Source organism: Defluviimonas sp. D31 (genome assembly GCF_033436765.1).
Classification (GTDB): domain Bacteria; phylum Pseudomonadota; class Alphaproteobacteria; order Rhodobacterales; family Rhodobacteraceae; genus Albidovulum.
Genome location: NZ_JAWQFN010000006.1, coordinates 174,673 through 186,928 on the forward strand (window position 1 = coordinate 174,673; position 12,256 = coordinate 186,928).

Consider the following 12,256-nt stretch of genomic DNA (forward strand, 5'->3'; position numbering starts at 1 on the left):
TACCCCTTTGGCCGGCAGTTAGGCGAAGGGCGGGGCCAATGGCAATCGCGGATGTGACGGTGATGGGGGCGGGGATCTTCGGGCTCTCGGTCGCCTGGACCTGCCTCAGGCGCGGCGCGAGGGTCCGGGTGATCGACGCCTACCGGCCCGGCGCCGGGGCGAGCGGCGGCACCGTCGGCGCGCTCGCGCCGCATACGCCGGAGAACTGGAACGCGAAGAAAGCCTTCCAGTTCGAGAGCCTGATCATGGCCGAGGCGTTCTGGGCCGAGGTCGACGCGGTCTCGGGCCGGTCCTCGGGCTACGGGCGCACCGGGCGGCTGCAACCCCTCGCCGATGCCGAGGCCGTCAGTTTGGCTCGGGCGCGCGAGGTCTCGGCGCGCGATCTCTGGCAGGGCAGGGCCGAATGGCGGGTGATCGCGGCAAGCGGTGACCGCTGGGCACCGGATGCGGCAAGCGGCTATCTCGTCCATGACACGCTCACCGCGCGGCTGCATCCGAGGCAGGCCGTCGAAAGCCTCGCCGCCGCGCTTGCCGCGCGGGGGGGCGAGATCACCCACGAGCCCGCGCCGCCCCAGGGTGCCGTGGTCTGGGCCACCGGCTATCGCGGCCTTCTCGATCTTGCGCGCGAGCTTGGCGCCCCGGTCGGGACCGGCGTGAAGGGCCAGTCGGCGCTCCTGGCGCTCGATGCGCGCGACCTGCCGCAGATCTTCGCCAACGGCATCCACATCGTGCCCCATGCCGATGGCACGATCGGCATCGGATCGACCACCGAGCGCGAGTTCGACCGCGCCGAGGCGACCGATGCGCAGCTGGACGCGGTGATCGCGAAGGCCGAGGCGGCGCTGCCGGTCCTGCGCCACGCGAAGGTGATCGAACGCTGGGCCGGGGTGCGGCCGCGCGCGAGAAGCCGGGCGCCGATGCTCGGGGGCTGGCCGGGGCGGCCGGGGCATTTCATCGCCAACGGTGGTTTCAAGATCGGCTTCGGCATGGCGCCGAAGGTGGCCGAGGTGATGGCCGATCTGGTGCTCGACGGTCGCGACGCGATTCCGGCGGGCTTCCGCGTCGAGGACAACCTTTAGGCGGGATCGGGTCGGACACGACCGGGCGCCTCCCTCCCCCCTCGTGGGTGAGGGAGAGGGAGGGGGGGCTGCCCCACCCCCATCCCCTCCCCACGAGGGGGAGGGGAGGCGCCTGAATCGGGCGAGGTCTTGTGCGGTCCGGCGTTGTGTCAGCCGAGGAGCCTGGTGAAGGTGAGCGAGGTCGGCCTCTCATGGCCCTCATGCGCGGTCGCGCCGGTTTGTTCGAAACCCATCGCCGCGAAGGCGGCGTGGTTGGCGGCAAGCTCGACCCTGCTTTGCAGTTCGAGCCGCCCTAGCCCGCGCGCCCGAGCCCGCTCCTCGGCCAGCGCCACGAGCTGCCGCGCGAGGCCCTGGCCGCGAAACGCCTCCTCGACCGCGAGCTTGCCGATGTAGAGCCGGTCGGGCTCCAGCGTCAGGAACAGGCAGGCAATCGGACGGCCCTCGTCCTCGAGGAGCCAGACCTCGCCCGCCTCGGCCTGACGGGCGATCGCGTCCTCGGTCAGGCGGTGGACCGAGGACGGCGGGTCGATCACCCCGTCCATATAGGCGAACGCGCGGCGGACGAAGTTGAGGACCGACACCGTGTCGTCTCCGGGTTCGAGGCGGCGGGGCGAGCGGTGGACGGGCAGGCCGTCGGCGAGCTTCACCCAGGGCAGGCGTTCGTTCCAGTGGACGTGATGGGTCGGCGCATAGCTCGACGGATCATCGAGCGTGGCGGCATAAAGGTCGATCTCGTGCGGCCGGGTCGGGCTCTGGTACGCCATCGGCGTGCCGCAGGCGGCGCAGAAGAAGCGCCGGACGCCGGGAGAGCTTTCGCGTTCGGCGGGAGGCGTTCCGGTCCAGCGGAAGGTGGCGTGACTGACGCCGAGAAAGCTCGTGAACGGCGAGGCGGTCGCGCGCCGGCAGCTTTCGCAATGGCAATGCGCCTGCCAGTTCGGCCCGCCTTCGAAGCGGAACCGCACCGCGCCGCAGAGGCAATGTCCCGAGCCGCCGTCCATTGTGCTCTCCTCGCCCGGCGGCCAGTCTGCGCGCCGGGAAAAAACCGGTCAAGGTCGCGGAAAAGGCGCGCCGTTTTCGATATCTTGTGGAAAACCCGCCCCTATCCGCCATATGCGGGGTTCCAGCATTGACTCGCAGCGCCGTCGGCCCAAGGATGGCAGACCCGTAGGAATCACTCGAAGGCGCCGACGTTGCGTTTCACCCGACTCAGACTGAACGGCTTCAAGAGCTTCGTGGATCCCACGGATCTCCTGATCCATGAGGGGTTGACCGGGGTCGTCGGGCCGAACGGCTGCGGCAAGTCGAACCTTCTCGAGGCGCTGCGCTGGGTGATGGGCGAGAACCGCCCCTCGGCGATGCGCGGCGGTGGGATGGAAGACGTGATTTTCGCCGGGGCCGCGACGCGGCCTGCGCGCAACTTCGCCGAAGTCTCTCTGACGATCGACAATTCCGAACGGCTGGCGCCGGCGGGGTTCAACGATCTCGACCAGCTCGACATCACCCGCCGCATCACCCGCGACGCAGGCTCGGCCTACAAGGCCAACACCAAGGACGTGCGGGCGCGCGACGTGCAGATGCTCTTCGCCGACGCCTCCACCGGCTCGCATTCGCCGGCGCTGGTGCGGCAGGGCCAGATCTCGGAACTGATCAACGCCAAGCCGAAGAACCGCCGCCGCATCCTCGAGGAGGCGGCAGGCATCTCCGGCCTCTACCAGCGCCGTCACGAGGCCGAGCTGAAGCTCTCCGCGACCGAGCAGAACCTCCTCAGGGTCGAGGACGTGGTCGAGAACCTCGCGACACAGCTCGCCCAGTTGGCCCGGCAGGCGCGGCAGGCGGCGCGCTACCGCGAGATCGGCGAGGAACTCAGGCGCGCCGAGGGGATGCTCCTCTACCGCCGCTGGCGCGAGGCCGACCAGGCCCGCGCCACCTCCGAGGCTGACCTGACCGAGCGCACGCGGCTTGCCGCGCAGGGCGAGACGGCGGCCCGCGCCGCGACCAAGGCCCGCGCCGCGCGCGAGGACGCGCTGCCGCCCTTGCGCGAGGAGGAGGCGATCGCCGCCGCCGTGCTGCAACGCCTGCAGGTCCAGCGCGACACGCTGAAGGACCAGGAGGCGCGGGCGCTCCAGACCATCGAGACGCTGAAGGGCCGGATCGAGCAGCTTGCCCGCGATCTGGAGCGCGAGGCGGGGCTCAACCGCGACGCGGGTGAGACGATCCAGCGGCTCGAATGGGAGCAGGCGCAGATCGCCAAGGCGGCCGAGGGCCACGACGCACGGCTCGCCGAGGCGGTCGAGGCGGCGCAGGATGCCGCGCGCGTGCTCTCGGACCGCGAGACGACGCATTCGGAACTGACCGAGGACGTGGCCCGGCTCTCGGCCCGGCACCAGTCCTCGCATCGGCTGTTGTCCGACAGCCGCGCGACGCTGGAGAAGAACGAGGCCGAGGCAGCCCGCGCCAAGAGTGCTGCGGCGGAGGCCGAGGCCGCGCTGACCCGCGCCACCGCCGATCACGACGCGGCCGAAGAGGCGCAGGAGGAGGCCGCCGCCGTCGCCGAGGCCGCCGAGGAGGCGCTGATTGCAGCCGACGAGGCGCGCAACGACGCCCAGGCGCGCGAGACCGAGGCCCGCGCGGTGATGTCCGAGGCCGAGGGCGAGGCCGGCGCGCTCAAGGCCGAGGCGGCGGCGCTGCAGAGGCTCGTCGAGCGCGAGGCGGCGACCGGCAAGCAGCTTCTCGACCGGGTGGAGGTCAAGAAGGGCTACGAGAAGGCGCTGGGCGCCGCGCTCGCCGACGACCTGCGCGCGCCCGAGATCGCGGCGGAAGCCGCGTCGGGCTGGGCGGTGCTGCCGGGTTACTGCCAGCCCCAGATGCTGCCCGAAGGCGTCGCGGCGCTCTCGAACCACGTCACCGTGCCCGAGGTTCTGGCCCGCCGCATCGGCCAGATCGGTCTCGTCGATAAGGCAGACGGCGCGCGGCTCCAGCCGCTCCTGAAGCCCGGCCAGCGGCTTGTCTCGGTCGAGGGCGATCTCTGGCGCTGGGACGGTTTCCGCGCCGGGGCCGAGGATGCGCCGACCGCCGCTGCGCTCCGGCTCCAGCAGCTCAACCGGCTCACCGATCTCAAGCGCGATCTTGAGGAGGCCAACGGCCGCGCCGAGGGCGCGCGGCGGGCGCATGACCTGCTGATCCGGCGCCTCGCCGACGCGACCGAGGCCGACCGGCGCGCCCGTGACGCGCGACGCGAGGCGGACCGGCGCGTGGCCGAAGCCTCGCGCGCGCTGTCGAAGGCCGAGGCGGATCGTTCGATCGCCGGCGGCAAGCTCGAAAGCGCCCGCCTCGCCGTCGCCCGGCACGAGGAGGAGGCACTCGGCGCAAGCGCGCGGCTGCGCGAGGCGGAGGTTGCGGTGCGCTCGCTGCCGAACCTCGATGCCGCGCGCCAGGAGGTCGAGGACGTCAAGCTGACCGTCGAGGCGGCGCGGATGACGATGATGGCCAAGCGCTCGGCTCATGACGAGATCCGCCGCGAGGGCGAGGTGCGGACCAGGCGCCGGCAGGAGATCACCAAGGAGATCTCGGGCTGGAAGCACCGGCTCGAGACCGCCGAGAAGCGTTCGGCCGAGCTTGCCGAGCGCAAGGTCGCTTCCGAGGCCGAGCTGAGGGAAGCCTCCGCCGCACCGGCCGAGATCGCGGCCAAGCGCGAGGAGCTTTCGGATGCGATCGAGACGGCCGAGGCCCGCCGCATCGGCGCCGCCGACCGGCTCGCCGAGGGCGAATCGCTGCTGCGCCAGGCCACCGACGCCGAACGCGAGTCCGAGCGCACCGCCTCCGAGGCGCGCGAGGCCCGCGCCCGCGCCGAGGCCCGCGCCGAGGCCGCGCGCGACACCGTCGCCCACGCCGCCGAACGGATCCGCGAGGAGACCGAGAATGAGCCGGCGGAGCTCTTGCAAAGCCTGGACGCCGATCCAGACCGGATGCCGGCGGCCGAGGCGCTCGACGCCGATGTGCAGCGGCTGAGGCGCCAGCGCGACGGGCTCGGCGCGGTCAACCTGCGCGCCGAGGAGGACGCCAGGGAGGTGCAGGCCGAGCACGACAACCTGGTGATGGAGAAGGCCGACCTCGAGGAGGCGATCAAGAAGCTCCGCGGCGGCATCGCCGGGCTGAACCGCGAGGGCCGCGAGCGGCTGCTGACCGCGTTCGAGCAGGTGAACGCCAATTTCCGGCTGCTCTTCACCCATCTCTTTGGCGGCGGCGAGGCCAATCTGGTGCTGGTCGAGAGCGACGATCCCTTGGAGGCGGGCCTCGAGATCATGTGCCAGCCGCCGGGCAAGAAGCTCGCGACGCTGTCGCTTCTCTCGGGCGGCGAGCAGACGCTGACGGCGCTCGCGCTGATCTTCGCGGTGTTCCTTGCGAACCCGGCGCCGATCTGCGTCCTCGACGAGGTCGACGCGCCGCTGGACGACGCCAACGTCACCCGGTTCTGCGACCTCCTCGACGAGATGACCCGGCGCACCGACACCCGCTTCCTGATCATCACCCACCACGCGGTGACGATGGCGCGGATGGACCGGCTCTTCGGCGTGACGATGCAGGAACAGGGGGTGAGCCAGCTCGTCTCCGTCGACCTCAAGAAGGCCGAGGCGCTGGTGGCGTGATGGTGCCCGGACGCGGACCTGTAGCGAAATCGGAACAGCCCGGCTGTTTCTTCCGCAACCGTATTGAATTTGACTACATTCCCGCGTTTTTTGTGGGTGCAACAGGCGCGGTCGACCCGAAAGAACTTTTCGGGTCACAAATTCGTCCGAATTGACGGTGTAGTAGGGCAAAGACTACCGGAATCGTGGCGCGGGGCGGGTGTTCCGCTGGTTATTTTGTGGAGGCGAACAGGCATGGTAACTTCAGCGACTTTTTGGGCGCGGGCCGACAGTATCACGGCGAACAACTCGACCCTGAACCCGATCAAGTCGAGCGGGGGCTCCGGCGCCTTTCCGGCGACGCAGATCTATTTCGAGAGCGGGACGCTCGGCACAAACACGACGGGCGATCTGAACCTCGAGAATGGAAGTGGGGGTTTCGATCCCGACACGACGGTCTGGATCGGCGGCGTGGAGTACAGGTTTCAGTACGATCTGACCGGCACGCTGCCCAACAACTCGCAGGTTCCGGCGGCGCTCGCGGGCAAGGAGGTCATCCAGATCACCGTGCTCGACTATCCCTCGTCCGGGGGAAAAACCGAGCTGTTCTTCGTGACGGACGGTTCGGGTACGCAGACGCTGATGAACCAGATCGGCAACGGCGCCATCCCGCTTCAGAGTGTCACCACCACGCCCAACCCGGTCTGTTTCCTGCGCGGCACGCTGATCGCGACGCCGAAGGGCGAGGTTCCGGTCGAGACGCTGAAGGCCGGTGACGAGGTGCTCACGACCTCCGGTGCCACCGCCACGGTGCGGTTCGCCGCCGCGCGCGAATTGACGCTGATGGATCTTCTGCTCAACCCCGACATGCGCCCGGTCTGCATCCCGCAGGGCGCGATGGGCGAGGGGCTGCCGCGCGCCGATCTCTGGGTCTCGCCGCAGCACCGGGTGCTGGTGCGCGGCTGGGAGCCGGAGATGCTGTTCGGCCAGGACGAGGTGCTCGTCGCCGCGAAGCATCTGAAGTTCGCGCCGACCCTGCGCCGCCCGGCGCGTCCCGAGACGGTGGAGTATTTCCACCTGATGCTCGACCGGCACGACATCGTGCTGTCGAACGGGATCGAGACCGAGAGCCTCTTCCCCGGCGACACCGCGATCGCCAGCCTGACCGAGGACGCGCGGGCCGAGATGGCGCGGGTGTTCCCCGAATATGCCGGCGACTGGACGCTCTACGGACCCACCGCGCGGCGCACGTTGTCGGCGCGCGAGGCCGAGGCGCTCTGGACCAAGATGGCGCCGCTGGGCGCGGGCGAGGTCAAGGCCGTCGCCTGAGCGACCTTCTGCAAAGAACGACAAAGGGCCGGCTCCGCCGGCCCTTTGTCGTTTCCGGCGACGCCATCAAAGCTGCCCGAGAAGCGCCCGTGTCGGCCAGGCGTCGGCCGGCAGGCCGAGGCGCATCTGCTCCTTCTGCACCGCCTCGCGGGTCTTTTCGCCGAGGATACCGTCGATGCCGCCGACGTCGTGACCGCGGGCCTGCAGCTTCTTCTGAAGCGTCTTCATCTCGCCCGCCGACAGGCCCGGCTCCGGATTGCCGGGGTCGAAGACCGGCGCGCCTTCGAGGCGGGTGGCGAAATAGGCCGCCGTGGTGACGTAGACGAAGCTCTTGTTCCATTCGAAATAGACGCGGAAATTGGGATAGGCGATGAAGGCCGGCCCCCGGCGCCCCATCGGCAGCAGGATCGACCCGTTCAGCCCCTTCGCCAGCGGCGCCGAGCGGCCCTTCACCCCCATCCGCGCCCACTGAGCCACCGAAAGCTGATGGTTGAGTCCGGTCTGCGACCAGTCGAGCCCGTCGGGCACCACCACCTCCTGCAGCCACGGTTCCCCCGGTCGCCAACCGAGGCCGCGCAGCATCTTCGCCCCCGACATCAGCGCATCAGGCGCCGAGGTCTTGAGCGAGACATGGCCGTCGCCATCGCCGTCGACGCCGTTCCTGAGGATGTCCTCGGGCAGCATCTGCACCTGGCCGATCTCGCCCGCCCAGGCGCCGCGGGTGCGGGCCGGGTCGAAATCGCCGCGCTCGTAGAGTTCGAGCGCGGCGAAGACCTGCGGCCGGAACAGATGCGGCCGGCGGCAGTCGTGAGAGAGCGTCACGAGCGCGTTCAGCGTGTTGAAATCGCCCTGCACCGCGCCGTAATCGGTCTCGAGCGCCCAGAAGGCGAGGAGGACACCGGGAGAGACGCCGTAGTCACGGGCAATGCGCCGGAAGGTGGAGGCGTATTTCTGCGCGTTGCGCTGGCCGTTGACGATGCGGTTCTTGCTGATCAGCGCGCGCGAGAAGGTGATGAAGTCCTTCTGGAACACGCCCTGGGCACGGTCGGCGCGCAGCACCTTCGGATCCTGACGGACACTGGCGAAGAAACGCTCCACCGTCGCGGGGGCATGGCCGCGCGATACCGCCTCGGACTTCAGGTCTGCGACGAAGCCACCGAAGTTCCCTCCGCAGGCCGATGCCGGACCGGCGAGAAGACCGAGGATGAGGAGGGCGAGATCGGGGCGCATCGGGTTCTCCTGCTTGGGCGGGATCGGGGCCGCGTTGGAACGGGCGGTTTGCCACCCGTCGCCGGAACAGTTTAGCAATTGCGTTGGAAGTGTTGACGAACTTCTATCGAGAGTCGAGGAACGAGGCGGCGAACCGTCCGTTCGCGTCGCGGGAGGAAACATGCGCGTTCTGATCGTCGAGAGCGACCCGAACCTTGGCTGGCTCTGGAAGCGGCATCTCGAACGCTTTGCGGCAGACGTGCGCCTTGCCGACGGCCAGGCGGCTGCGGTCTCGTTTCTCGATCTGGGGCCGGTCGATGTGATCGTGCTGGACCTGGTGCTCTCCGAGGGCAGCGCGCTGGCGGTGGCCGATTACGCGCGCTATCGTCACCCGACGTCGCGGATCGTCTTCGTCACCAATACGAGCTTCTTTTCGGACGGCTCGATCTTCCGGCACATCCCCAATGCCTGCGCCTTTCTGCCATCAGCCACGCCGCCCGAGGATCTCGCCGCGGTCGTCGAGCACTACGGCACGACGGGTTGAGCCGCCCCTGCGCGTCGCCGGCTTGCAAGCTGCACAATACTGTCACCTTGCCGTGGTAACGTGGCCGCGCGGCGACGCTTCGCGACCCTTTCCTTGTAACTCAAATGGTTAACTTGATTTTCAGCGCCGATGGGTCATGCTGGTTTGGGGGGAAGGTGTGTGATGACCGATTTTTTACCGAAGGAAGTCCGGGCCGGGCTGGAGGAAGCCCGCAAGCGGGATCTGCGCCGGCGCGCGCGACTGCGGGTGTTCGCGGGCGATGATGTCTATCCGATCCTGCGGTTCTGGGAGACCGGATTCGCGCTTGATGCCGATCAGGTTGTGCATCTGAGGGGGCTCGTGGATATCTATGACGGTCCGCGCCACCTCTACCAGTGCCTGATCGTCGCCTCGGGCGTCGAGGAGGGCGAGCTGATCTGCACGATGAAGAGATCGACCGTGGCGCAGGACCGTCCGGCGCTCGACTATGTGCGCGAGGAGAACGCGCCGGTCGGGTATCTGCCGCGCGACTGATCCGTCGGTCGCCCCGCGGTGTGCGGCGGAGGCCTCCGGCGGGGATATTTCGGGCAAGATGAAGGGGCGGTCAGGGTCGGATCTCGACCGCGGTGCCCATCGGCGCGATGCGCCAGAGTTCCACGATCTCGGCATCGGCGAGCGCGATGCAGCCCTCGGTCCAGTCGTGGCGCAGCGTTGCCTTGCCGAAGAACGCATTCGGCTGGCCGTGGATGAAGATGTCGCCGCCGGGGGAATAGCCGCCCGCCGCGGCGCGGATCAGGTCGTCCTGCTGGGGATAGTCGAGGCCGAGCGAGAGGTGGAAGGCGCTTTCCGCGTTGCGCCGGTTGATGCGGAACCGGCCCTCCGGGGTCTTGCCGTCGCCCTGCCGGATCTTGTCGCCCTCGGGCGCGAAGCCGAGCGCGATTCCGTAGCTGCGCAGCGCCTCTCCGTCGCGGAAGACGGTGAGGCGGCGGGCGGATTTCTCGACGAGGATATGATCGATCGTGCCGGTGAGGGGCGGCAGCGGCCCGGGTGGCGCCGGCGGCGTCGGGAACCGGTGCTGGTAGAGCGCTAGCATCCCGAGCGCCAGCGCCGCCGTCAGGATGGCGAGCCGGACAATCCGCCGGAGCCAGGTCATTGCAGGTCGCCGAACGCCCTTTGCATCCGTTCCACGGCGTCTGCGATCCGCACCCGCGGCATGGCGATGTTGAAGCGCAGGAAGCTCTCGCCGCCGAGGCCGAAGACCGGGCCGGGGCTCGCCGCGATCTTCGCCTCTTTGGCCACGCGGGCCGCGAACTCCTCGCGGGCCATGCCGGTGCCGGTGAAGTCGACCCAGGCGAGGTAGGTGGCCTGCATCGGCATCATCCTGAGACCCGGAATCGCGTTGATCCCGACGAGGAAGAGCCGTTGGTTGGCCGCGAGATAGGCGGTGAGCTCATCGACCCAGGCCGCGCCCTCGGGCGAGTAGAGCGCCGGGGTCATGTGCATCGAGAGCGTGTTGGGCGAGACCGAGAGCTGATGGATGCGCTTGGCATAGGCCGCGCGCAGGCCCTCGTCATGGATGATCGCGTTGCCGCAGTGCATGCCGGCGACGTTGAAGGTCTTCGACGTCGCGGTGAGCAGGATCAGCCGGTCCGCGATCGAGGGGTCCACGAGCGGCATCGCGATGTGCTTCTGGCCGGGATATACGAGGTCGTGATGGACCTCGTCCGAGATCAGAATGAGGTCGTGGCGCCTGGCGAAATCGGCCATGCCCTGAAGTTCTTCGCGGGTCCAGACCCGGCCGCCGGGATTGTGCGGCGAGCACAGGATCGCCATCTTCTCGGTCCCGTTCATCTGCGCGTCCCAGGCGTCGAAGTCCATCTGGTAGACGCCGTCGCGGATCGCGAGCGGGCATTCGACGAGCCGCCGGTCATTGGCGCGGATCACGCGGGCGAAGGCGTGGTAGACGGGGGTGAAGATCACCACGCCGTCACCGGGCCTTGTGTAGGTCTCGAGGCACATCGAGACCGCGTTGACGAGGCCGTGCGTGGTGAAGATCGCCTTCTCGTCGACCGCCCAGCCGTGACGCTCGCGCATCCACCACTGGATCGAGGCGTTGTAGTCGCCGGCATCGCCGAAATAGGTGAAGAGCGCGTTGTCGGCGGCGCGCTTGACGGCATCGACCATGCCTTGCGGCGGTCGGAACTCCATGTCGGCGACCCACATGGCGAGCCCGTCCTCGGGGGCGACGCCGAGGGTCTTCTCCATGGTGTCCCATTTCGAGGTATGCTTGCCGCGGAAGTCGATGATCTCGTCGAATTTCATGGAATGCCCCTTTGGTCCGCGCGCGAGGTTAGTGATCGCGACGGCGGACGCAAGGGGCGGCCATTGCGCGCGGCCCGGGCATGGCCTAAATCACCTTCCATGACGATACGCCCGATCCTGATCCATCCCGACCCGCGCCTGAAGAAGCGCTGCGACCCCGTGACCGAGATCACGGACGAGCTGCGCAGGGCTGCCGATGACATGCTGCAGACCATGTATGACGCGCCGGGGGTCGGCCTTGCCGGACCGCAGGTCGGGCTGATGAAGCGCATCCTGGTGATGGACTGCGTGAAGGATCCCGACGCGGCGCCGAAGCCGATGGTGCTGATCAACCCCGAGATCACCTGGTCCTCTGAGGCGGTGAACACCTACGAGGAGGGCTGCCTGTCGATCCCCGAGCAATATGCCGAGGTGACGCGCCCGGCGGAGGTGGCGGTGCGCTGGCTCACGCTCGATGGCACGGCTGAGGAGGAGCGTTTCGATGGGCTCTGGGCGACTTGCGTGCAGCACGAGATCGACCATCTCGACGGCAAGCTCTTCATCGACTACCTGACGCCGCTGAAGCGCCAGCTCATCACCCGCAAGATGCAGAAGCTGAAGCGCGAGCAGGCGCGGCTGTGACGGTCAGGGCCTTCGTTCCCTGGCCCGACAAGCGGCTCCGGACCCCGGCCGAGCCGGTTGCCGCTGTCACCGAGACGATCGGCATGATCTGGGACGACATGGTCGAGACGATGGATGCGATGCCGGGCTACGGGCTCGCCGCGCCGCAGATCGGGATCATGCTGCGGCTCGCCGTCGTCGATTGCTCGGACAAGCGCGGTCAGGCGGTGCGGATGGCCAATCCGGAAGTGCTCCACGCTTCGATTCAGCTTCGCCGCCATGACGAGGCGAGCCCGAACCTGCCCGGCGTCTTCGCCTCGATCGAGCGGCCGCGGGCGGTGACGGTGCGGTTCCTGAACGCGGCGGGCGACTTGGAGGAGCGCGATTTCGTCGGGCTCTGGGCGACCTCCGTCCAGCATCAGATCGACCATCTGAATGGCAAGATGTATCTCGACCATCTCTCGCCCATGCGCCGCAAGATGCTGGTCGCCAAGGCCGAGAAGCTGAGAAAGCGCGGATAGCGGCCGGGGGGCTTCGCGCCCCCCGGACCCCCCGCGGGGTATTTGGGC

The 12,256-nt window shown here is 68.8% G+C and carries 11 protein-coding genes and 1 pseudogene; 7 read left to right on the top strand and 5 right to left on the bottom strand.

Annotated features, from left to right (window positions below; genetic code table 11):
- Positions 1 to 38: 38 nt before the first annotated feature.
- A complete protein-coding gene (locus tag R5H32_RS12785) occupies positions 39 to 1,079 on the top strand; it encodes an FAD-binding oxidoreductase (protein WP_318339070.1) in 1,041 nt (346 codons plus the stop codon).
- Positions 1,080 to 1,228: 149 nt separating this feature from the next.
- Here R5H32_RS12785 and R5H32_RS12790 read toward each other — a convergent pair whose 3' ends face one another.
- Together R5H32_RS12790 and R5H32_RS12795 are read right to left on the bottom strand one after the other, a co-directional pair.
- Positions 1,229 to 1,660: a GNAT family N-acetyltransferase gene (locus tag R5H32_RS12790; protein WP_318339132.1), complete on the bottom strand. Its 432-nt coding sequence runs from the start codon at positions 1,658 to 1,660 to the stop codon at positions 1,229 to 1,231.
- A gap of 96 nt (positions 1,661 to 1,756) precedes the next feature.
- Positions 1,757 to 2,077 (bottom strand): annotated as a pseudogene (locus R5H32_RS12795) (GFA family protein); the annotation flags it as partial.
- A 192-nt stretch (positions 2,078 to 2,269) separates the two neighbouring features.
- Between R5H32_RS12795 and smc the strand changes: the two are divergent.
- Together smc and R5H32_RS12805 are read left to right on the top strand one after the other, a co-directional pair.
- Positions 2,270 to 5,725 (top strand): chromosome segregation protein SMC, encoded by a 3,456-nt coding sequence (gene smc, locus R5H32_RS12800; protein ID WP_318339071.1) that lies wholly within the window; start codon positions 2,270 to 2,272, stop codon positions 5,723 to 5,725.
- A 234-nt stretch (positions 5,726 to 5,959) separates the two neighbouring features.
- Positions 5,960 to 7,033: a Hint domain-containing protein gene (locus R5H32_RS12805; RefSeq protein ID WP_318339072.1), complete on the top strand. Its 1,074-nt coding sequence runs from the start codon at positions 5,960 to 5,962 to the stop codon at positions 7,031 to 7,033.
- A gap of 66 nt (positions 7,034 to 7,099) precedes the next feature.
- Here R5H32_RS12805 and R5H32_RS12810 read toward each other — a convergent pair whose 3' ends face one another.
- Entirely contained in the window at positions 7,100 to 8,263 is a 1,164-nt protein-coding gene (locus R5H32_RS12810) for a lytic murein transglycosylase (protein WP_318339073.1), read from the bottom strand.
- A gap of 160 nt (positions 8,264 to 8,423) precedes the next feature.
- On the opposite strand from R5H32_RS12810, the gene R5H32_RS12815 reads away from it, so the two are divergent.
- Together R5H32_RS12815 and R5H32_RS12820 are read left to right on the top strand one after the other, a co-directional pair.
- Positions 8,424 to 8,786: a hypothetical protein gene (locus tag R5H32_RS12815; protein WP_318339074.1), complete on the top strand. Its 363-nt coding sequence runs from the start codon at positions 8,424 to 8,426 to the stop codon at positions 8,784 to 8,786.
- 162 nt (positions 8,787 to 8,948) lie between these two features.
- A complete protein-coding gene (locus R5H32_RS12820) occupies positions 8,949 to 9,299 on the top strand; it encodes a hypothetical protein (RefSeq protein WP_318339075.1) in 351 nt (116 codons plus the stop codon).
- A 70-nt stretch (positions 9,300 to 9,369) separates the two neighbouring features.
- On the opposite strand, the gene R5H32_RS12825 is transcribed toward R5H32_RS12820, so the two are convergent.
- Both R5H32_RS12825 and R5H32_RS12830 read right to left on the bottom strand, forming a co-directional pair.
- On the bottom strand, positions 9,370 to 9,918 hold the full coding sequence (locus tag R5H32_RS12825; RefSeq protein ID WP_318339076.1) for a L,D-transpeptidase: 549 nt from the start codon (positions 9,916 to 9,918) through the stop codon (positions 9,370 to 9,372).
- Positions 9,915 to 11,087 (bottom strand): MalY/PatB family protein, encoded by a 1,173-nt coding sequence (locus tag R5H32_RS12830; RefSeq protein ID WP_318339077.1) that lies wholly within the window; start codon positions 11,085 to 11,087, stop codon positions 9,915 to 9,917. The genes R5H32_RS12825 and R5H32_RS12830 overlap by 4 nt, the downstream gene beginning before the upstream one ends.
- Positions 11,088 to 11,186: 99 nt before the next feature.
- Here R5H32_RS12830 and def (R5H32_RS12835) point away from each other — a divergent pair, with 99 nt between their 5' ends.
- Both def (R5H32_RS12835) and def (R5H32_RS12840) read left to right on the top strand, forming a co-directional pair.
- Positions 11,187 to 11,708, top strand: coding sequence for a peptide deformylase (gene def / locus R5H32_RS12835; RefSeq protein ID WP_318339078.1), 522 nt, complete (start codon positions 11,187 to 11,189; stop codon positions 11,706 to 11,708).
- Positions 11,705 to 12,208, top strand: coding sequence for a peptide deformylase (gene def, locus R5H32_RS12840; RefSeq protein WP_318339079.1), 504 nt, complete (start codon positions 11,705 to 11,707; stop codon positions 12,206 to 12,208). The genes def (R5H32_RS12835) and def (R5H32_RS12840) overlap by 4 nt, the downstream gene beginning before the upstream one ends.
- Positions 12,209 to 12,256 lie beyond the last annotated feature (48 nt).

Excerpts from the sequence above, each read along its gene's own strand:
- R5H32_RS12785 (WP_318339070.1), top strand. The coding sequence starts at position 39 with ATGGCAATCGCGGATGTGACGGTGATGGGGGCGGGGATCTTCGGGCTC.
- R5H32_RS12825 (WP_318339076.1), bottom strand. The coding sequence starts at position 9,918 with ATGACCTGGCTCCGGCGGATTGTCCGGCTCGCCATCCTGACGGCGGCG.
- R5H32_RS12815 (WP_318339074.1), top strand. The coding sequence starts at position 8,424 with ATGCGCGTTCTGATCGTCGAGAGCGACCCGAACCTTGGCTGGCTCTGG.
- R5H32_RS12820 (WP_318339075.1), top strand. The coding sequence starts at position 8,949 with ATGACCGATTTTTTACCGAAGGAAGTCCGGGCCGGGCTGGAGGAAGCC.
- R5H32_RS12830 (WP_318339077.1), bottom strand. The coding sequence starts at position 11,087 with ATGAAATTCGACGAGATCATCGACTTCCGCGGCAAGCATACCTCGAAA.
- def (WP_318339078.1), top strand. The coding sequence starts at position 11,187 with ATGACGATACGCCCGATCCTGATCCATCCCGACCCGCGCCTGAAGAAG.
- R5H32_RS12805 (WP_318339072.1), top strand. The coding sequence starts at position 5,960 with ATGGTAACTTCAGCGACTTTTTGGGCGCGGGCCGACAGTATCACGGCG.
- R5H32_RS12810 (WP_318339073.1), bottom strand. The coding sequence starts at position 8,263 with ATGCGCCCCGATCTCGCCCTCCTCATCCTCGGTCTTCTCGCCGGTCCG.